The 20,050-nt window shown below is 63.0% G+C and carries 20 protein-coding genes and 1 tRNA gene; 14 read left to right on the top strand and 7 right to left on the bottom strand.

All coding sequences use genetic code 11. From position 1 onward, the window contains the following. Window positions 1-24: 24 nt before the first annotated feature. The 3 genes from ABFC66_RS13340 to arsA all read left to right on the top strand — a co-directional run bounded on the left by ABFC66_RS13340 (window position 25) and on the right by arsA (window position 3,015). Window positions 25-372 carry a PilZ domain-containing protein gene (locus ABFC66_RS13340; protein WP_346741457.1) on the top strand — a complete coding sequence of 116 codons (348 nt, stop codon included), beginning with the start codon at window positions 25-27 and terminating at the stop codon, window positions 370-372. Between the two features lie 71 nt (window positions 373-443). Beyond that, on the top strand, window positions 444-1,232 hold the full coding sequence (locus tag ABFC66_RS13335; RefSeq protein ID WP_346741456.1) for a glucose 1-dehydrogenase: 789 nt from the start codon (window positions 444-446) through the stop codon (window positions 1,230-1,232). 25 nt (window positions 1,233-1,257) lie between these two features. Continuing rightward, entirely contained in the window at window positions 1,258-3,015 is a 1,758-nt protein-coding gene (gene arsA / locus ABFC66_RS13330) for an arsenical pump-driving ATPase (protein WP_346741455.1), read from the top strand. On the opposite strand, the gene ABFC66_RS13325 is transcribed toward arsA, so the two are convergent. Continuing rightward, the gene (locus tag ABFC66_RS13325; protein ID WP_346741454.1) at window positions 3,016-3,762 is read right to left on the bottom strand and encodes an alpha/beta hydrolase; all 747 of its coding nucleotides are present in this window, start codon (window positions 3,760-3,762) and stop codon (window positions 3,016-3,018) included. Between the two features lie 125 nt (window positions 3,763-3,887). On the opposite strand from ABFC66_RS13325, the gene ABFC66_RS13320 reads away from it, so the two are divergent. Next, a complete protein-coding gene (locus ABFC66_RS13320) occupies window positions 3,888-5,150 on the top strand; it encodes a M20 family metallopeptidase (RefSeq protein ID WP_346741453.1) in 1,263 nt (420 codons plus the stop codon). Window positions 5,151-5,165: 15 nt separating this feature from the next. Here the strand turns inward: ABFC66_RS13320 and ABFC66_RS13315 are convergent, their stop codons facing one another. After that, a complete protein-coding gene (locus ABFC66_RS13315) occupies window positions 5,166-6,527 on the bottom strand; it encodes an MFS transporter (protein ID WP_346741452.1) in 1,362 nt (453 codons plus the stop codon). Between the two features lie 321 nt (window positions 6,528-6,848). On the opposite strand from ABFC66_RS13315, the gene ABFC66_RS13310 reads away from it, so the two are divergent. Continuing rightward, window positions 6,849-7,097 carry a zinc-finger domain-containing protein gene (locus tag ABFC66_RS13310; protein WP_346741451.1) on the top strand — a complete coding sequence of 83 codons (249 nt, stop codon included), beginning with the start codon at window positions 6,849-6,851 and terminating at the stop codon, window positions 7,095-7,097. Window positions 7,098-7,117: 20 nt separating this feature from the next. Here ABFC66_RS13310 and ABFC66_RS13305 read toward each other — a convergent pair whose 3' ends face one another. Further along, window positions 7,118-8,419 (bottom strand): divalent metal cation transporter, encoded by a 1,302-nt coding sequence (locus ABFC66_RS13305; protein WP_346741450.1) that lies wholly within the window; start codon window positions 8,417-8,419, stop codon window positions 7,118-7,120. Between the two features lie 506 nt (window positions 8,420-8,925). Between ABFC66_RS13305 and ABFC66_RS13300 the strand changes: the two genes are divergently transcribed. Beyond that, window positions 8,926-9,786, top strand: a complete 861-nt coding sequence (locus ABFC66_RS13300; protein WP_346741449.1) for an ATP-grasp fold amidoligase family protein — start codon at window positions 8,926-8,928, stop codon at window positions 9,784-9,786. A 45-nt stretch (window positions 9,787-9,831) separates the two neighbouring features. Here the strand turns inward: ABFC66_RS13300 and ABFC66_RS13295 are convergent. From ABFC66_RS13295 to ABFC66_RS13285, 3 genes are all read right to left on the bottom strand, one after another. Continuing rightward, a tRNA-Leu gene (locus ABFC66_RS13295) sits at window positions 9,832-9,918 on the bottom strand. Window positions 9,919-10,035: 117 nt separating this feature from the next. After that, window positions 10,036-10,287, bottom strand: a complete 252-nt coding sequence (locus tag ABFC66_RS13290; protein ID WP_152216943.1) for a hypothetical protein — start codon at window positions 10,285-10,287, stop codon at window positions 10,036-10,038. 256 nt (window positions 10,288-10,543) lie between these two features. Continuing rightward, a complete protein-coding gene (locus ABFC66_RS13285) occupies window positions 10,544-11,341 on the bottom strand; it encodes a competence/damage-inducible protein A (RefSeq protein WP_346741448.1) in 798 nt (265 codons plus the stop codon). Between the two features lie 148 nt (window positions 11,342-11,489). Between ABFC66_RS13285 and map the strand changes: the two genes are divergently transcribed. From map to ABFC66_RS13265, 4 genes are all read left to right on the top strand, one after another. Next, window positions 11,490-12,311 (top strand): type I methionyl aminopeptidase, encoded by an 822-nt coding sequence (gene map / locus ABFC66_RS13280; RefSeq protein WP_346741447.1) that lies wholly within the window; start codon window positions 11,490-11,492, stop codon window positions 12,309-12,311. Beyond that, window positions 12,304-13,005 carry a DNA repair protein RadC gene (gene radC, locus ABFC66_RS13275; protein WP_346741446.1) on the top strand — a complete coding sequence of 234 codons (702 nt, stop codon included), beginning with the start codon at window positions 12,304-12,306 and terminating at the stop codon, window positions 13,003-13,005. Before map ends, radC begins: the two co-directional genes overlap by 8 nt. Before the next feature lie 93 nt (window positions 13,006-13,098). Beyond that, window positions 13,099-14,406: an adenylosuccinate lyase gene (gene purB / locus ABFC66_RS13270; RefSeq protein WP_346741445.1), complete on the top strand. Its 1,308-nt coding sequence runs from the start codon at window positions 13,099-13,101 to the stop codon at window positions 14,404-14,406. Window positions 14,407-14,592: 186 nt separating this feature from the next. Next, entirely contained in the window at window positions 14,593-15,315 is a 723-nt protein-coding gene (locus ABFC66_RS13265) for a histidine phosphatase family protein (protein WP_346741444.1), read from the top strand. 119 nt (window positions 15,316-15,434) lie between these two features. On the opposite strand, the gene ABFC66_RS13260 is transcribed toward ABFC66_RS13265, so the two are convergent. Further along, window positions 15,435-15,758, bottom strand: a complete 324-nt coding sequence (locus tag ABFC66_RS13260; protein WP_346741443.1) for a DUF1476 domain-containing protein — start codon at window positions 15,756-15,758, stop codon at window positions 15,435-15,437. Window positions 15,759-16,078: 320 nt separating this feature from the next. Between ABFC66_RS13260 and purC the strand changes: the two genes are divergently transcribed. From purC to purL, 4 genes are read left to right on the top strand one after another with little or no spacing between them, the layout of a single operon-like run. Next, the gene (purC, locus tag ABFC66_RS13255) at window positions 16,079-16,840 is read left to right on the top strand and encodes a phosphoribosylaminoimidazolesuccinocarboxamide synthase (protein WP_346741442.1); all 762 of its coding nucleotides are present in this window, start codon (window positions 16,079-16,081) and stop codon (window positions 16,838-16,840) included. Between the two features lie 35 nt (window positions 16,841-16,875). Further along, window positions 16,876-17,121 carry a phosphoribosylformylglycinamidine synthase subunit PurS gene (purS, locus tag ABFC66_RS13250; RefSeq protein ID WP_152216954.1) on the top strand — a complete coding sequence of 82 codons (246 nt, stop codon included), beginning with the start codon at window positions 16,876-16,878 and terminating at the stop codon, window positions 17,119-17,121. A gap of 2 nt (window positions 17,122-17,123) precedes the next feature. After that, window positions 17,124-17,792, top strand: a complete 669-nt coding sequence (gene purQ / locus ABFC66_RS13245) for a phosphoribosylformylglycinamidine synthase subunit PurQ (protein WP_346741441.1) — start codon at window positions 17,124-17,126, stop codon at window positions 17,790-17,792. Beyond that, complete coding sequence (purL, locus tag ABFC66_RS13240) at window positions 17,789-20,008, top strand: phosphoribosylformylglycinamidine synthase subunit PurL (RefSeq protein WP_346741440.1); 2,220 nt, start codon at window positions 17,789-17,791, stop codon at window positions 20,006-20,008. The genes purQ and purL overlap by 4 nt, the downstream gene beginning before the upstream one ends. Window positions 20,009-20,050 lie beyond the last annotated feature (42 nt).

Here is a 20,050-nt window from a genome sequence, read left to right as displayed (position 1 = left end):
CGTCACGCCCTCCGGAGAGAGCCCATGGCCGAACCATCCGAAACCCAGGCGAAAGACGCCTCCGACCGCCGCCTGTTCCGGCGTATCGGCACGCGCATCGAAGGCCGCGTCGTCTTCGCCGGCGTCGATGTCGATTGCATAGTGCATGAAATGTCGGCGACGGGCGCTCTCATCGAATGCCTGCCGCTCCCAGCCCTTGGCGCCGCCGTCGCCATCGACGTGCCGGAGGTAGGCTTCGCCCGCGGCGCCGTTATTCGGCATGACGGCGAACTCGCCTGCATCGAACTTTCGACGCCGACCGGCAAGCGGCTCAAGCTGACCGACCGGCTCATCCTCGCAGCCTTCAGAAATCCGCCGGAAGAGCACCACTGAGCTTTCTGCCGGTAGCCTTCTGGCTCGGAACGGCTAAACTCCCCGCAAACAATATCTCACGGGGAAGCAGCATGACGCTCAAGGACAAGGTATCCATCGTCACCGGTTCGGCCACCGGCCTCGGCGCCGCCGTCGCCATCAAGCTCGCGGAGCGCGGCAGCCGCGTCGTCATCAACTACACGAAGAGCGAGAAGGAAGCGAAAGAGACGCTCGAACTCGTCAAGTCGAAGGGTGTCGACGCCATTCTCGCCCAGGGCGATGTCGGCGAGGATGCGGATTGCCGCCGCATCGCACAGGCCGCGATTGACAAGTGGGGCCGCATCGACGTGCTGGTCAACAATGCAGGCACGACGCAATTCGCCAATCACGCGGATCTCGAAGCGCTGAGCGCGGACGATTTCTTCTGGATCTACAAGGTCAACGTCGTCGGCGCATACCAGATGATCCGCGCTTGCGCCCCGCACATGAAGAAAGTCGGCAAAGGCTCTGTGGTCAATGTGTCATCGATCGCAGGCGTGACGGGCGTGGGCTCATCCGTCGCCTACGCTGCCTCGAAGGGCGCTCTCAACACGATGACGCTCTCGCTCGCCCGCTCGCTTGCGCCCGAAATCCGCGTCAACGCCGTATGCCCCGGCTTCATCGGCACGCGCTGGTTCTCCGACCGCTTCGGCGAGGTGCAGTACGAAAAGATCAGGAAGCAGCAGGAAGCGACGATGCCGCTCGCCCGCGCAGGCACGCCGGAGGACATCGCCGTTTCGGTCGTCTTCTTCGCGGGCGAAGGCTCGGATCACATCACCGGCGAGACGCTGATGACCGATGCCGGCATGCATCTCGGTTTCGCCCCGCTGAAAGCGCGATAAGTCGCGCGGGAAAGAACAGGTTCCGATGCTGAAGCTCGCCGACAATCCGACGCGATTCCTGTTCTTCACCGGCAAGGGCGGCGTAGGAAAGACCTCGCTCGCCTGCGCCGTCGCACTGAAGCTCGCCGACAGCGGCAAATCGGTGCTGCTGGTCAGCACCGATCCCGCTTCCAATCTCGACGAGATGCTCGGTGCTAAACTCGACAATGCACCCACGCCAATACCGGGCGCGCCGCATTTGTTCGCCATGAACATCGATCCTGACGAGGCGGCTGAAGACTATCGCCGGCGCGTCATCGAACAGATGGCACCGACATCGACAGACTCAGAACGCTCGACGGTACGCGAGGAGCTATCCGGCGCCTGCACCACCGAGATCGCAGCCTTCGATGAATTCGTCGGTCTTCTGGCGGACGACGAGTCCGCTTATGACCACATCATTTTCGATACGGCCCCGACCGGCCATACGCTTCGGCTTCTTAGCCTGCCCAAGGCGTGGACTGGTTTTCTGAAAGATAATGACCGGGGCGCCTCCTGCCTCGGCCCGCATTCGGGCCTCAAGATGCGCGAGGCACGCTTTCGCGCCGCGCTCGCGACGCTTGGAAATGCGGCGCTCACCACCATCATGCTGGTGACGCGCGCAGACCGAAGCGCCATACGCGAAGCGGCGCGCACTTCGGACGAGTTGCGAGCGCTCGGTCTCGCCAATCAGCGCCTCGCCATCAATGGCATCTTTCACGCAACCGATCGGAACGACGCCGTCGCTCATTCGATCGAAGCGCTTGGCGAGAAGGCTCTCGCCAGCATGCCGGAAAATCTGGAGGCGTTGCCGCAGGATCGCATCCCCCTGCGCCCGTTCGACATGGTTGGATTGGCTGCGCTGCGCGCCCTGCTCTCCGATGTCGACCCACATGCCGCCGCGCATGTGAAAGGCGCGGAGCCCTCGGCGCCGGCCATCCCCAAACTCGATGCCCTGGTGGATGAACTCGCCGCCGCAGGCCGCGGTCTCGTCATGGTCATGGGCAAAGGCGGCGTCGGCAAGACAACCATCGCGGCGGCGCTCGCTATCGGCCTCGTCCAGCGCGGACACAGCGTTCACCTCAGCACCACCGATCCGGCCGCACATATCACCGCGACGCTCGACGGCAACCTCGACGGATTACAGGTCGACCGCATCGATCCCAAGGCGGAAACCGACCGCTATATCGAGAAGATCATGGCCACGCGCGGCAAGAATCTCGACGGGCAGGAACGCGACCTGATGCTCGAGGATCTGAAATCGCCCTGCACCGAGGAAGTGGCCGTGTTTCACGCCTTCTCGCGCGTCGTCGCGGAAGCGAGAAGCAATTTCGTCGTTCTCGACACCGCGCCCACCGGCCACACGCTTCTGTTGATGGACGCGACAGGCGCCTATCACCGGCAGATGATGCGCGATATCGACCCCGGCGCCCATGGCCGCATCATCACGCCAATGATGAGATTGCAGGACCCTGACTACACCAAGATCATCCTCGTTACGCTACCGGAGACGACACCCGTCTCGGAAGCGGCGAGCCTTCAGGAAGATCTGCGCCGCGCGAAGGTCGAACCCTATGCATGGGTGATAAATCGCAGCCTCGCAGCGACCGCCACCCATGACCCGCTGCTGCGCGCACGCATCGCTGCGGAGCGCGTCCAGATCGAACGTGTCGGCAAAACGCTTGCGAGGCGTCTCTTTCTTCTGCCGTGGCAGGCCGAACCGCCGGTTGGCGTTTCTGCCCTGTCCGAGCTCGTCTCCGGCTGACTACTCGGCAAGAAACTTCAGCACCGCTTCCTTGTAGGCGCGGTCGCCGACCGTCTTCATGTGGTCGCGCTTCGGCACGGTGTAGGACTGCGCGCCGGGAATATGCGCGGCGAGGGACGCCGCGGAACCAGCCTGATCGTCCGTCTCGCCCGCGACAATCAGCACGGGCCTTGTGATCTGCGGCAGAAGCTCGGCCGGAAAATCGGCGCGCACGGCCTCGAAGCAGGCGGCGAGCGCAGCGCGATCCTGATGGTTCTGCTCGGCAAAAGTACGGAAGAGCTTTGCGGCGGGACTTTTGATCGAGGCGGGATCGTCGGTCAACAAGGCATCGACGACCGCACTCGCATCCTTGTTCTTGTCGAGAAGGCGTTCGCCGACGCCCGCGGCGATCACGCGGTCGAAGCGTTCGGGATACATCGCCGCCGCGACCAGCGAAACCATGCCGCCCATGGAATAGCCCATCAGGTCGACACCCGGCTCCCCCAGATGATCGAGCAGCGCGACGACATCGCCAGCCATTGCCTCCAGCGCATAGTCTTCCACATCATGCGGCTTGTCGCTTTCGCCATGTCCGCGTCCATCGGCCATGATGACGCGCCTGCCCGCCTCGATGAGGGTTCGCGTCCAGCCTGTTGCGATCCAGTTCACCCGATGCGTCGAAGCGAAACCATGCACCAGAAGAACCGGCGCGCCCTCCCCTTCGACGCGATAGGCGAGCTTCAATCCATCGGACTCGAAATACTGCACGGGCAAGCCTCCAGACGATTTCCCGCAGCATAGCATTTTCACCGGCGCGGAAAGCGTCGCGGCCGATTGTATCGGTGACATTCGGGCGATGAAGGGGCTAGGATTTCCGAAACGTGGAGGAGCCCATGACGGCATCAGAACTGAAACGCCAGGTATGCGACGCAATCGACGCCATGGCGCCGGCGCTCATCGAGGTGAGCCACAGCATTCACGCAAAGCCAGAGCTTGCCTTTCATGAGGTCGAAGCCGCTGCCCTGCTGACCAGGCATCTCGACAGCGCGGGCCTGCCGGTCACGCGCGGCGCCTTTGGCCTCCCCACCGCCTTCGCCTCCAGCTTCGGACCCAAGGGCACGCCGGAAGTATCCATCCTCTCGGAATATGACGCCCTGCCCGGCATCGGCCATTCCTGCGGGCATAACATCATCGCCACGACCGGCCTCGGCGCGACGCTCGCCCTCGCCAAGCTGGGCGCCGGGTTGCCCGGCCAGATCCGCTATCTCGGCACGCCTGCGGAAGAGCGCGGCGGCGGCAAGGAGATCATGGCCCAGCATGGCGCGTTTGATCGCGTCGACGCAGCCATGATGGTGCATCCCGCAGGCATCGATCTCATCACCATGCCCTGCATCGCCATTTCAGAGGTCGCGGTCACCTATCACGGCCGCGCCTCGCATGCCTCCGCCATGCCCCAGGCAGGCCTCAATGCGCTCGATGCGCTCGTCACCGCTTACCAGTCGATCGCGCAGCTTCGTCAGCACATCAAGCACACCGAGCGCATTCACGGCATCATCACGAAGGGCGGCGCCGCGCCCAACATCGTGCCCGATGAGACGGAGGGATTCTTCTATATCCGCGCGGCCAATGCCGAAGAACTCGCGATGCTGAAGACGCGCGTTCAGGCCTGCTTCGAGGCCGGCGCCCTCGCCACCGGCTGCACTGTCGATATCAAATGGGCGCAGGTCGATTATCTCGACCTCAAGACCAACATGCCGCTCGCCCGCAGCTATGAGGGCAACATGCGCGCGCTGGGACGCGACTTCTTCCCGATCGAGAAACTGCCCTCAGGCAGCGCCGGCAGTACGGATATGGGCAATGTCAGCCATCGCCTGCCGTCGATCCACCCGATGATCGCCTGCGCGCCGCCTAATGTCGTCATCCACAATCCGGAATTCGCCCGTTGGGCAGGTTCGGAACTTGGCGACAAGGCTTGTATCGATGGCGCCAAGGCGCTCGCCATGACGGCAATCGACTACCTGACCGACGCGTCGCTGCGGGCCAAGGCCGCCGCCGAATTTGCGGAAACGGCGGAAGCCTCCGCCCGATCCATCGCCGCGGCCTACGACCCGAAGGGCGTAGCCGAAATCGGCGGATGCGGATGCGGCGCCCATTAGGGCGCCGCGTTTCTCTCAGCTGACGATCGTCTCGATCGACTCGACTTCCTCGACGACGCGCTCGTCGAGGATCTTGCGCAGTTCCTGCTGCTCCTTCAGGCCGATGGGGAAGCCCCACATCATATAGGCGACGAAGAGATTGCAGAGGAACGGCACGGCCACATAGAGCATGTTGAGGTGGTTCAGCACCTCGGGCGAATTTTCCTGGCCCGGCTGGAAGCCGATAATCGACAGAGCCCAATAGGTGGCGCCGATCGACACAGCGCTGCCCACCTTCGCCGTCAGCGTCAGCAGCGCATAGAAAAGCCCCGTGCGGCGCTGGCCCGTATGCACCTCATCGTAGTCGCCGACATCGGCCATGATCGAACGATAGAGCACGTTCGGAATGCCGACATTCATGCCCAGGAAGAGCAGCACCAGCGAGGCGACCCAGATGTTGCCCGGCGGAATGAGGAAAAGCGTCGGCACGAATAAGACGTTGAAGAGCGACGCACCGATCATGGTGCGGTGCTTGCCGAGGCGATAGCTGATCTTCAGCACGAGCGGGATGAAGGCGACGCCCGCGAAGAAATAGAGCAGCAGCAGCAGGCTCGAATAGGTGCCGACCTGCCAGACATAGGTCGATTCATAGATGAACATGGCGCCCAGCGCCGACGCCGAGAAGCCGCTGGCGAGGTCGGCGATGACGAGGATACGCAGCGCGCGGTTGGTGGCGAGCACCTTGAATGCCTCGGAGATCGGCAGATGCGCCTGCGGCCGCTGCTTGCGCTCGCCCATGAAGCGAACCGCGAAGAAGACCGTCAACGGCAGCGCAAGGATGATGTACCAGCCCATCACGGCGACGCGCGCGGTCTCTACGTTTTCCCCACCGATCTTTTCGATGATTGCCGGAAGCATCAGCACCAGCGGGACGCCGAGCACGGCGAGCCCCTCGCGCCAGCCCTGAATGCGGGAACGCTCGTGATAGTCGTCGTCAAGCTCCGCGCCCCACGACATATGCGCGAGCAACATCATGGTAAAACCGAGATAGAGGCCGAAGAGACCGCCGAGCAGGTAGTTTGCCGAGACTGGCGCCGTAGGCACGAAGATGAACCAGCTCGACACCATCAGGATCGGCACCGCAAGGACGAGCCAGTGGCGCCGCCTGCCCCAGCGGCTCGGAAAGCGGTCGGAGAGATAGCCGAGAATCGGGTCGATAATGACGTCCCAGATGCGCGCCAGCATGAAGATCGTGCCGACCGTTGCAAGGCCGAGGCCCATGGGGCCCGCATAGAACGGCGGCAGATAGACCGCCAGCGGCAGGCCCAACGCGGCGATGGGAATGGAAGGCCCCGCAAATGCGAGCAGACGCAGGGCAGAATGTTTCGGTGCGGCCATCGAAGACTGGACTCCCTCTCGTACATGACTGTCTAACGGACTGAGGGAGAATGCGCCCACACCGACGCCCGGGCCGCCAGAACGCACCCATCGCCGGACTTGTCTCCTCCCCGATCCCGTCTCTTGCGGGATCTTTACGCCCCGCTTCGGGCGCGAGGAGTATGCCGAACCGTACCGGCAGGGCCAAGCAATACTATTGACGTTGCGTCGTCCCCGAAAAAGTTGGGGAAAAGAGGCTAGGAATCCGGCCTCGCCCGGACTAATTTAGCGCCGGCCGGGGATGCGACCCGGCGCGAGTTACCCGGTAGAAGGTCAGACGCAATGCACGGCGAAGGCACCCCGAAATTCACGAATGACGCAGGCGTGTCTGAGATTCGCATCGGCGTCCGCGAGTTCGAATGCGTGGGCGCAACCCCGCCCTACGACCACCCGCATGTCTATCTCGACATGGGCCGCGAGACGGAAATCATCTGCCCCTACTGCTCGACGCTCTACAAGTTCGACGCCTCGCTGAAGGCCGGCGAAGCGGTGCCCGCAAACGCGGTCTACCACGCCAAGGCCCACGCCTGATCGCCCGGGGCTGCCGGCCCCTAAAGGGTTACGATCAACCCGAACACCGTCGCCAGCATGACGAGCGTCGACAGCCAGCCGAGAATGCGCAGGCCGCTCGGCAGCATCAGATCGCCCATGATCTCAGGCCGCTTGGTCATCAGCATCATAAGGAACATGACGGGCACGGCGACGAAACCGTTGATGACGGCGCTCCAGAACAGCGCCTGAATCGGGTTGATCTCCAGAAAATTCATCGCGATGCCGATCAAGGTCGAGAAGGCGACGACGCCATAAAACGCCTTGGCCTCACCCGGCTTGCGCGCAAGTCCTGAGGGCCAGCCCATCGCCTCGCCCACCGCATAGGCCGCGGAGCCCGCCAGCACCGGCACGGCCAGAAGCCCGGTGCCGATGATTCCCATGGCAAAGAGCGCGAACGCGAACGGCCCGGCGATCGGGCGCAGCGCCTCCGCCGCCTGGGCGGAGGTCTCGATATTCGTTACGCCATGGGCGTTGAGCGTCGCGGCGGTCGTCATCACGATGGCGAGGGCGACGACGTTGGAAAACACCATTCCCACGACCGTATCGATGCGGATGCGCGAGAACTCGCGAACCGCCCATTTCGGATCGGTCACTAGCGGCGGACGGCGCGGGTCTCCATCGGTGGATTCGACCTCCTCCTCGGCCTGCCAGAAAAAGACATAGGGGCTGATGGTCGTTCCGAAGACGGCGACGATACTCGTGAAATAGGCCGCGCCATGGGCAAAGGTCGGCACGAAAATGTAGCCAAACATCTCACGCCACGGCACTTCGACCGCAAAGAGAGTCGCAACATAGGCGAACAGGGTCAGCGTCAGCCATTTCAGAACAGGCTCATAACGCGCATATTGGATGAAGATTTCGGCAAACGCGCTGACGACGCCAAACAGCACCACATAGACCAGAGCAGGACCGCCGATCAGCAATTGCAGCGCGGCGCCCATTGCGCCGAGATCGGCGCCAATATTGATGGTGTTGGCGACACAGAGAAGGCCGACGATCACATAGAGCACGGAGCGCGGATAATGGCGAGCCAGATTTCCGGCAATGCCATGACCGGACACGCGGCCGATGCGGGCGCTGATCTCCTGGATCGCCGCCATCAAGGGCAGACTCAAGACAAGCGTCCAGGCCAGCCCATAGCCGAACTGGGCGCCGACCTGCGAATAGGTGGCTATGCCGCTGGGGTCGTCGTCGGAAGCGCCTGCGGTAAGGCCGGGCCCCAGGAACGCAAGGCGCGGCGGCGCCTCGTCGTCGGGGTCATCGGCATTGGGTAGCTCGACAGTTTCATCCGGATTGGTCATCGGCTTCAGGGCTTCTGTTCGTCGTTAAGGCACACAGGGTACCTGTTTCGCGTCGCCAGCGGAAACAGTGCCGCTCGCCTTGCTTTCGCCCATCGGCCGGGCCATTCCGGGAGATGTCTTTGTGCCGACGATATTCAAATTCATGTTTTCATGCTTTCGGCAAGCGGTCGTCAGCCCAGCTCGTGGAGGAGGTATTAAATCCTCGATAGGCTCGCCTGTCACAGGTGACGTTCGCGGCCCAACGCGGCATTTGCGCATTTCAAGGCGTCGTGTTTGGATGAAACGGCCTACGCTCCTCCCATCGCACGCGATTCCGTTTCGCATTACCCATCAAGATCGACGCCCGCACGCGACCGCCAAAGCGAACCGGATTCCGGATGCACGTTTTCAACGACCTGAAATTTCGTCCCTGGGCTGCAGCACTCATCGACACGTTTTACGCCTTGCGGTTTCCGACGCTGGCCCGCCGCTTCAGGCGCGTTCACGGACGCGCGCCGAAAATTGCATTGCCGGAGACCTATTACGACTGGATGCAGTGGCGGAAGTTGGTCGATCACAACCCGCTTTTTGTGACACTCGGCGACAAGCTGAAGGCAAGAGATTATGTGGCGCAGCGCATTCCGGCGCTGATGTTGCCTCGGCTGCTTTGGGCAGGCGACGGATCTGCTGCGATTCCCGAGGATGTTCTCCGCAGCAATGTCGTCGTAAAGACCAGCAACGGCTCCAATCGGAATTTCTTTATCCGGGATGGGAAATACGCCCCTGACGAGTTGTCGCGCACCCTCAAGCGCTGGCGCGCCGAAGGCCCGTATGAACGCCGACTGGGCGAGTGGGCCTATGGCCAGATCGAGCGGCGCATTTTCGTCGAGGAGTTGCTGCCATGTTCGACCGGGCCGCTCATCGATATTGCCATTCGCGCCGGCGGTGGACAGGTCGCATTCGGATCGCTCGTGCTGCACACCAAGACCGACCGGGAGTCGACGATCTATCTCTCACGCGAAGGCGAACGCCTGAGCGTGGAATGCGGAGCGGGAATCTCGGAGGCAGACCTCGATGCCGTTCCTGTGCCCGAGGGATATGCGGCGGCCGTAGCTCATGCAGCACATCTCAGCCGGAACATCGACTATGCCCGCTTCGACTTTCTTTGGAGCGACGGCGCGCTCTATGGCGGCGAGATTACCGTTTATCCCGGGTCAGGCATCGATCTGCTGCATCTTCAGACGCACCGAAGGGAGACCACACCGATGTCCGTATGGGACGTCCGAAAATCGTGGTTCCTCTCCACGCCTCAGCCCGGATGGCGAGGCGTCTATCGCGAAATGTTGCTCGACGAGCTCGACCGGCGCGGGTGGATTGCAGTCCCCTAAAGATGGGATCTGGGAGACGGCGCCTGAAACAGGCGTTTGTCCGGCTGGTGGCCCCTGCGGGACTCGAACCCGCATTCCCTTACGAGAAGCAGATTTTAAGTCTGCTGCGTATACCAATTTCGCCAAGGGGCCGCCCAGCGGCGTCACAGATATGCCTGCTCGGGCGGTGCTTCGCAACGCGGGAGCACCCGCCACAAACGAAAACGGCGGCCCCTGGGGACCGCCGTTTCAAATCCAACCTGCCGAGGCTTAGCCGGCGAGGCCCTGCCAGACCGGCCAGCAGCTGTTGCCAGCGGAAGCGGCGAGCTTCGCCTGGGCTTCCTTGGCCGTCGCGCCATCGGCGGACTGCACGCTGCTCTTACCGCCGGTGCACCAGACATAGAACTGGTGCTTACCCGACTTCGACATGGCATCGAAGCTCGAGTCCAGCGCCATCGCCGTGCCCGAAACCATCATCGTCGCACCGGCAACCAGACCCACAATGCCGAAAATCTTCTTCATAAGCGTCTCTCCCTCCGGGTATCGCTGACCCTTGAACTCGTTCCCAAGCCTTGTTTTTCAGGCTTTGTCGGCGCTTCCCCCCAACTCACGCGCATTTTATGCACATTTGATTGGCGGCCGCCAAACCCCGTCAGCTTGGAACTTTAGCCGACTCTCATAATATTGTATCGGCTTGAGCCGGAGTGAAAGCTGAATCTTTGCAACAGATGAAGCTGCCTGTTGCAATTTGGCGACATATCCGCGGCCGAAGGCCGCATCAGGCGGGCTCGCCCTCGATCGGCTCGACGCCGAACCCCTCCAGAAGGCTGCGGACCGCCCCGGCCGCCTCGTCGAGCAGCACCGGATCGACGCCTCGCAGGACGAGGCTCGTCCCGAAGCTCTTGCCCCGATAATAGGGGTAGGAGCCGATGACCACGTCCGGAAAGCGCTTCTGGAGCTCGCCGAGCTTCTCGGCAATGGTCCCCTCGCCGATCTGGCCGCTGACCGTCCGGCTCTGCATGGTCGCGCCGCCTTCGAGACGCGGCGTCAGGCTGTCGAGCATGACCTGCATGACCATGGGCACGCCCGCCATGACGAAGACATTGCCGATCTGGAAGCCGGGCGCTTTGCTCAGCGGATTTTCGATGAGCGTCGCGCCTTCGGGAATCCGCGCCATGCGCTTGCGAGCTTCGGTGAATTCGCCGCCCGTCTGCCGGTAATGTGCATCGAGTATCGCAATCGCCTCGGCATGGTGTCCGATCGGCACCCCGAACGCCCGTGCAATCGCATCCGCGGTGATGTCGTCATGCGTCGGGCCGATGCCGCCCGTCGTGAAGACATAGTCGTATTTGGCCCGGACCTCGTTGATGACCGAGACGATGGTCTCCTCCACATCCGGGATGACGCGCGCCTCGCGCACCTGCACGCCGATCTGGTTCAAATGCTTGGCGATGTAGGACAAATTCGAATCCCGCGTCCGGCCCGAAAGGATTTCATCGCCGATAAGCACCACGCAGGCCGTAACGAGGCGAGGCGCAGCGCTCTCGGCGCCCGGGCTATTGGCGGCATCCGTCATTTTTCAGTCCTCGCGGGATTTCGTGTTTCCCGAAGGATAGCCCCCTCACCTCCACCTAGACAATCGGGGCATGTCCAAGGCCTTGGGCTAGCCCTCGGGCCATCGAAGTATTATGTTGCGGCAAAGAAGCCTTCACCCGGACATTTCCATGAACTACATCGACGCCTTCGACGCGCCCCTGCGCAATAACGGACAGATCAAGCTCTACGGGCCGGATGCCTTCGAGGGCATGCGCGTGGTGGGAAAGATCGCCGGCGGCGCGCTCGACATGCTTGCGGGTCTCATCAAGCCGGGCGTCACCACGGCGGAGATCGACCAGGCGGCATATCAGTACGGCATCGATCACGATGCCCTGCCCGCCACGCTCGGCTATCGCGGCTATCGCTATTCCTGCTGCATCTCGATCAACCATGTCGTCTGTCACGGCATGCCGGGCGACCGGGTGCTGCGCGAGGGCGATATCGTCAATGTCGACGTCACCTATATCAAGGACGGCTGGCACGGCGACAGCAACCGCATGTATTACGTCGGTGAGGTGCCGCGAAAGGCTGCGCGCCTGTGCGAAGTCACCCATGAGGCGATGATGCGCGGCATCGCCGCCGTGAAACCCGGCGCGACCCTTGGCGACATCGGCGCGGCCATTCAGGAATATGCCGAAGGCGAGCGTTGCTCTGTCGTGCGCGAGTTCTGCGGCCATGGCGTCGGCCGCGTGTTCCACGACGCGCCGAACATCCTGCATTACGGCCGCCGCGGCGAAGGCGCCCGGCTCAAGACCGGCATGATCTTCACCATCGAGCCGATGATCAATCTCGGCAAGCCGGGTGTGAAGATCCTCGCCGACGGCTGGACGGCTGTGACGCGCGACCGCTCTCTCTCCGCGCAGTTCGAGCATTCCGTCGGCGTGACCGAGGACGGCGTCGAGATTTTCACCAAATCCCCTGCCGGACTCGACTTGCCGCCCTATGCCTGAAAAAGCCAAGGGAAGGACGCCGGTCAATCCGCACCACGCGGGACACCGTGAGCGTCTGCGCGCGCGCTTCAACGCCGCACCCGACGCGCTGCCCGACTACGAGCTGCTGGAACTCATCCTCTTCCGCACCATTCCGCAGCGCGACGTGAAGCCGCTGGCGAAGGACCTCGTCGCCCTTTTCGGCGGCCTTTCCGAGGTGCTGAACGCGGCGCCCGAGCGGCTATGCGAGGTGAAGGGTGTATCGGACGCGACCGTCACCGACTTTCGCATCGTCCGCGAGGCGGGCCTTCGCCTCGGTCAAGCGAAGGTGATGAAGCGCGAAGTCATCTCTTCCTGGTCGGCGCTGCTCGACTACTGCTCGGCCTCCATGGCGCATCATCCGATCGAACAATTCCGCATCCTCTTCCTCGACCGCCAGAATGTGCTGATCGCCGACGAGGTGCAGCAGACGGGAACCATCGACCACACGCCCGTCTATCCGCGCGAAGTGGTGAAGCGCGCGCTGACGCTCAACGCCTTGTCGATGATCCTCGTCCACAACCACCCCTCGGGCGATCCGACCCCCTCCTCCGCCGACATCGAAATGACCAAGCGCATCGTCGAAACGGCAAAGCCCCTCGGTATCCAGGTCCACGACCATCTGGTCATCGGCAAGGGCCGCCATGCGAGCTTCAAGTCTCTGGGGCTCATCTGAGGCCGAAAATGGCTCAAAAGGGGCCGCACTTGAGCCCATGAGGGCCATCTGTTAAACCCTCGGCTTCTCAAGCACTTTTTTACGAGGCGGCCCATGATCCCCCGCTATTCGCGGCCCGAAATGGTTTCCATCTGGACCCCGGAGACGAAGTTCCGGATCTGGTTCGAAATCGAGGCGCATGCCTGCGACGCGCTGGCGGAACTGGGCGTCATCCCCAAGGAAGCAGCAAAGAAGATCTGGGACCTCGGCGGCAAGGCCGAGTTCAATGTCGAGCGCATCGACGAGATCGAGCGCGAAGTGAAGCACGACGTCATCGCCTTCCTGACACATCTGGCGGAATTCATCGGCCCGGAATCGCGCTTCGTCCATCAGGGCATGACCTCGTCCGACGTGCTGGACACCTGCCTCAACGTGCAGCTCGTCCGCGCAGCCGACCTTCTTCTGAAGGACATGGACGGCCTGCTTGCCGCCATCAAGCGCCGCGCCTTCGAATACAAGAACACGCCGACCATCGGCCGCAGCCACGGCATTCACGCCGAGCCGACGACCTTCGGCATCAAGCTCGCCCAGGCCTATGCCGAATTCTCGCGCTGCCGTGACCGCCTCGTCGCCGCGCGCAAGGAAGTCGCGACCTGCGCCATCTCCGGCGCCGTCGGCACCTTCGCCAATATCGACCCGCGCGTCGAAGAGCATGTGGCCGAAAAGCTCGGCCTGGAGCCGGAGCCCGTCTCGACGCAGGTGATCCCGCGCGACCGCCACGCCATGTATTTCGCCACGCTCGGCGTCGTCGCCTCCTCGATCGAGCGCCTTGCAACCGAGATCCGCCACCTGCAGCGCTCCGAAGTGCTGGAAGCCGAGGAATATTTCTCGGAAGGCCAGAAGGGCTCGTCGGCCATGCCGCACAAGCGCAATCCGGTCCTCACCGAAAACCTCACCGGCCTTGCCCGCCTCGTGCGCGGCATGGCGATCCCGGCGATGGAGAACGTCGCCCTCTGGCATGAGCGCGATATCTCGCACTCGTCCGTCGAACGCATGATCGGCCCGGACGCGACGGTGACGCTCGACTTCGCCCTCGTCCGCCTCACCGGCGTCATCGACAAGCTTCTCGTCTACCCCGAGAACATGCAGAAGAACCTCGACAAGCTCGGCGGCCTCGTCCATTCGCAGCGCGTGCTGCTGGCCCTGACGCAGAAGGGCGTGAGCCGCGAGGACAGCTATCGCCTCGTCCAGCGCAACGCCATGCCGGTCTGGCGCGGCGAAGGCAACTTCCTTGAGCTGCTCAAGGCCGACAAGGACGTTTCCGCGAAGCTCTCGGACAAGGAACTCGAGGAGCTTTTCGACCTCGGCTACCACACGAAGCACGTAGACACGATCTTCGCGCGGGTGTTCGGCAAGGCCTGAGCTTCCATCCATCCTTCGAGACGGCACGTTCCTCACCTCCTCAAGATGAGGCGTTTATTTTGAACCCCTCATCCTGAGGAGCGGCGCAGCCGCGTCTCGAAGGATCGCTTCGCGCTATCTTCCTTCACTTCCCCGTCACATTCCGCCCTATACTGCGGTCATCGACATTCACCCGAGGACCCAGTCATGCTTCGTACCGCCTTCGACGGTTCACGCCGCCGTCGCATCTATGTTTTCCGCCACGGTGACGTCTCCTATGTGGACGATCAGGGCAACCGCGTTGCGGATTCGACCATCGTTCCGCTGACCGCCTGGGGCCGCGAGCAGGCGACGCTGACCGGCAAGGCGCTGGCCAACATCCCCTTCGACCGCGCCGTCGTGTCGAGCTTCCCCCGCTCGGTCGAAACGGCGAGCCTCATTCTTCAGGGCCGGGATATCGCGATCGAGCAGGACCCGGCATTCGTCGAGTTCCAGGGCGACAATGCCGCCCGCGGCGCCATCACCGATCTCAACGATCTCGCCTATGCCTTCCGCCACGCCGCCGTTCCCGGCGCGCGCTATGTCGGCGGCGACAGCTTCGAGGACGTGAATGAGCGCGTCGTCTCTGCGCTCGAGCGCGTCGTGGCCGAGCCGGAATGGGAGACACTGGCCCTCGTCGCCCATGGCGGCATCAACCGACTCGTCCTCGGCTGGGCCTTCGGAACCGGGCTCGCCAGCTTCTCCGCGATCGACCAGCACACCTGCTGCTTCAACATCATCGACGTCGACGTTCACCCCGAGACGAATGAAGTGGTCCGCAAGACGGTGCGCGCCATGAACGTGACCACCTATGACGTGGCCAAGGAAGGCAATCACCTTCTGTCGCTCGAACAGATCGCGAGCCGGATGCAGAAGAAGGCTCTGGCCTGAACCCGAAATGAGAAAGCCCCGCTGCCGGGAATAACCGGACGCGGGGCTTTGCATATAATCCGACGGGCCAGACGACTGACGGTTTACGTCAGAAACAGACAGTAACCGACTGAAAAGCCTCAGCCTTCCTGCTGAACCTGCTTCACCGCCTCAGCGAGCAGATCGTCCATTGCGCGGCGAATCTCGTGGTCCGACTGCGCAACGCCGCGCTGGTCGAAATCGCCGCGCAGCTTGCGGAACACGTCCTCTTCGCCGGCTTCCTGAAGATCGGAAATCACGACTTCCTTCGCATAGGCGTCGGCTTCCTCGCCCTTCAGGCCGAAGAGTTCAGCGGCCCAGAGGCCCAGAAGCTTGTTCCGGCGCGCGGTCGCCTTGAATTTCAGCTGCGCATCATGGGCGAACTTGCTCTCGAAAGCTTCTTCGCGCTTGTCGAAGGTAGACATGGGCTAACCGCTCCAAAGGAATGCCGACGCAGAGCGCGTGGCGGGGCCGAAAACGAGGCTTAGGCATAACCGCGAGCGGGCCTCAAATCAACCGTCCTCGTCCGCTCATGACCGATATGCGTCAAATTAGGTAAGTACCTGATTTAACGTCACAAAAATGACGCGGCAAAGACCCGCGCAGTTTCATTGTATCCCGGGGGGCCATAGAGTAACTTGCGCGCGAGCCACAGGGGCGATTCCTGCTCTCCCCGCGCTTCCCGATATCGCGGGACCGATCAGCATTTCCGCCCTGTCGCGGGCAACCGATTGGATTTCATGACATGAGCCGCCGCAGACGCGTTTACGAAGGCAAGGCCAAGGTTTTGTACGAGGGCCCCGAGCCGGGCACGCTCATCCAGCACTTCAAGGACGACACGACCGCCTTCAACAACCAGAAGCATGCGACGATCGAGGGCAAGGGCGTCCTCAACAACCGTATCTCGGAATTTATCTTCACAAAGCTCAACGACATCGGGGTGCCGACGCACTTCATCCGATCCATCAACATGCGCGAGCAACTGATCCGCGAGGTTGAGATCATTCCCGTTGAGGTCGTGGTGCGAAATATCGCGGCGGGCTCGCTGACCAAGCGCCTCGGGATCGACGAGGGCACGCCGCTCCCCCGCTCCATCATCGAGTTCTATTACAAGAACGACGAGCTCGGGGACCCGATGGTCTCCGAGGAACACATCACGGCTTTCGGCTGGGCGACGCCGCAGGAGATCGACGACATGATGGCGCTGGCGCTTCGCGTCAACGACTTCATGGCCGGCCTCTTTCTCGGCATCGGCATCCGCCTCGTGGACTTCAAGGTCGAGTTCGGACGCCTATATGAGGGCGACATGGTGCGCGTGGTGCTGGCCGACGAGATCAGCCCGGACAGCTGCCGCCTCTGGGACATCCGCACCAACGACAAGCTCGACAAGGACCGCTTCCGCCGCGACATGGGCGGCCTCATCGAAGCCTATCAGGAGGTCGCGCGCCGGCTCGGCATCCTGTTTGAGAACGAACCCAAACGGCGTGGCCCCACGCTGGTGAAGTGATCGCCCTTCGGGGATTGACTGAGAGAGACGTACATATGAAGGCCCGTATCAAGGTCATGTTGAAGAACGGCGTGCTGGACCCGCAGGGAAAGGCCATCGAGCATGCGCTCGGCTCGCTCGGATTTCCGGGCGTCGCAAGCGTGCGTCAGGGCAAGCTCTTCGAGGTCGAACTTGCGGAGACGGACCCGGCCAAGGCCCGCGCCGCGATCGAGGAAATGAGCAAGAAGCTGCTCGCCAACACCGTGATCGAGAACTACGCGATCGAACTCGACGAGAAGTAAGCATGAAATCCGCCGTCATCGTCTTTCCGGGATCGAACCGCGAGCGCGACATGCTCTACGCGCTTGAGAAGATCACCGGCGAGAAGCCCATCGCCGTCTGGCATACAGAGACGGAGCTGCCCAAGGTCGACCTCGTGGTCCTGCCGGGCGGCTTCTCCTATGGCGACTATCTGCGCACCGGCGCCATCGCGGCGCGGGCCGCGATCATGGACGATCTCCGCAAGAAGGCCGATCAGGGCGTGCATGTGCTGGGCGTCTGCAACGGCTTCCAGATCCTTTGCGAGGCCGGCCTCCTTCCCGGCGTCCTCGTCCGCAACAGCCACCTCAAATTCGTCTGCCGCAATGTGAAGCTCGAAGTCGCCAACGCGAACACGGACTTCACGCGCAAATATGCGCAAGGCCAGGTCTGGCGCTGCCCGGTCGCGCATGGCGACGGCAACTATTTCACCGATGCCGAGACGCTGGCCCGCATCGAGGGCGAGAACCGCGTCGTCTTCCGCTATGCCGAGGGCACGAACCCCAACGGCTCGCTCAACGACATCGCCGGCATCATCAACGAGCGCGGCAACGTCATGGGGCTGATGCCGCATCCTGAAAATGAAATCGAGCCGCTCAATGGCGGCACTGAAGGGCGCAATCTCTTCGAAAGCGTGCTGGAGGCGGTTGCGTGATTCCCAACGACATCAAGATCACTCCCGAGCTGATCGCCGAACACGGGCTGAAGCCGGATGAATACCAGCGCATTCTGGACCTCATCGGCCGCGAACCGACGCTGACCGAACTCGGCATCTTCTCGGCGATGTGGAACGAGCACTGCTCCTACAAGTCGTCGAAGAAGTGGCTGCGGACGCTCCCCACCACCGGTCCGCGCGTCATCTGCGGCCCCGGCGAGAATGCGGGCGTCGTCGACATCGGCGACGGTCAGGCCATCATCTTCAAGATGGAAAGCCACAACCACCCCTCCTATATCGAGCCCCATCAGGGTGCGGCGACGGGCGTGGGCGGCATCCTGCGCGATGTCTTCACCATGGGCGCGCGTCCCATCGCGGCGCTGAACGCCCTGCGCTTCGGCGCGCCGGATCATCCGCGCACCCGGCATATCGTGTCCGGCGTCGTCGCGGGTGTCGGCGGCTATGGCAATTCCTTCGGCGTCCCGACCATCGGCGGCGAAGTGAACTTCGACGAAAGCTACAACGGCAACTGCCTGGTCAACGCCTTCGCGGCCGGCCTCGCGGACGCCGACAAGATCTTCTATTCGCAGGCCAAGGGCGTCGGCCTTCCCATCGTCTATCTCGGTTCCAAGACCGGCCGCGACGGCATCCACGGCGCGACCATGGCCTCGGCAGAATTCGGCGAGGACTCGGAAGAGAAGCGTCCGACCGTTCAGATCGGCGACCCCTTCTCCGAGAAGCTGCTGCTCGAAGCCTGCCTCGAACTGATGGCGTCGGGCGCCGTCATCGCCATTCAGGACATGGGCGCCGCCGGTCTCACCTGCTCCGCCGTCGAAATGGGCGCCAAGGGCGACCTCGGCGTCGAGCTCGATCTCGACAAGGTGCCCTGCCGCGAAGCCGGCATGACTGCCTATGAAATGATGCTGTCGGAAAGCCAGGAGCGCATGCTCATGGTGCTCGACCCGACGCGGGAAAAGGACGCTGAGGCGATCTTCCGCAAATGGGGCCTCGACTTCGCCGTCATCGGCAAGACGACCGACGATCTGCGCTTCCTCATCAAGCAGCACGGCCAGGTCATGGCCGATCTCCCGATCAAGGAGCTAGGCGATCAGGCTCCGGAATATGACCGGCCCTGGGTTGCGACACCGAAGCCCGCGAGCCTCGCGCCTTCCGATGTGCCTGCGCCCAACGATCTCGCCGAAGTGCTGGTGAAGATCGTCGGCTCGCCCGACCAGTGCTCGCGCCGCTGGGTCTGGGAGCAGTACGACCACCTCATTCAGGGCAACACGGCCATCGGACCGGGCGGCGACGCCGCCGTGATCCGCGTCGGCCATTCGGGCAAGGCGCTCGCCTTCACGCTCGACGTGAGCCCGCGCTATTGCGCCGCCGATCCCGTCGAAGGCGGCAAGCAGGCGGTTGCCGAGTGCTGGCGGAATCTCACCGCCGTCGGCGCCGAACCGCTGGCCATCACCGACAACCTCAATTTCGGCAATCCCGAAAAGCCCGACATCATGGGCCAGTTCGTCGGCTGCATTCAGGGCATCGGCGAAGCCTGCCGGGCGCTGGACTTCCCCGTCGTCTCCGGCAACGTCTCTCTCTACAACGAGACCAACGGCAAGGGCATCCTGCCGACCCCGGCCATCGGCGGCGTCGGCCTGCTGCCCGACATGTCGAAGCGCGCCACCGTCGCCTTCAAGGCGGAAGGCGAAGCGATCGTCGTCATCGGCGAAACGAAAGGCCATCTCGGCCAGAGCATCTATCTGCGCGACATTCTGGCGCGGCGCGAAGGCTCTCCGCCGCCTGTCGACCTTGCCATCGAACGCCGCAACGGCGACTTCGTCCGGGCTGAGATCCGCTCGGAAGCGGTCACTGCCGTTCACGACGTCTCGGATGGCGGCCTCTTCCTTGCCCTTGCCGAAATGGCGATGGCGGGCGGCATCGGCGCGAAGGTCGAGGCGCCGAAGGACATTCCGCTCCATGCCTGGGCTTTCGGCGAGGATCAGGGGCGCTATGTCGTCACCCTGCCCGAAGCCGCAGCCAAGGGCCTGCTGGACCGCGCGGCCAAGGCCGGTGTGCCCGCCGCCCGCATCGGTGCGACGGCTGGCCGCGAATTGACACTGGACGGTTGCAATCCCATATCATTGCAACGGCTCAAGGATGCCCATGAGGGCTGGCTGCCTGCCTATATGGCGGCGGCGCCGGCGGACTCCGTTTGAGGCCCTGAAACCGGGGGTGTCTGCGGCATGGCGATGAGTGCG

Source organism: Parvibaculum sp., assembly GCF_039680535.1.
Classification (GTDB): Bacteria; Pseudomonadota; Alphaproteobacteria; order Parvibaculales; family Parvibaculaceae; genus Parvibaculum.
This window is presented reverse-complemented; position numbering and strand designations above follow the sequence as displayed.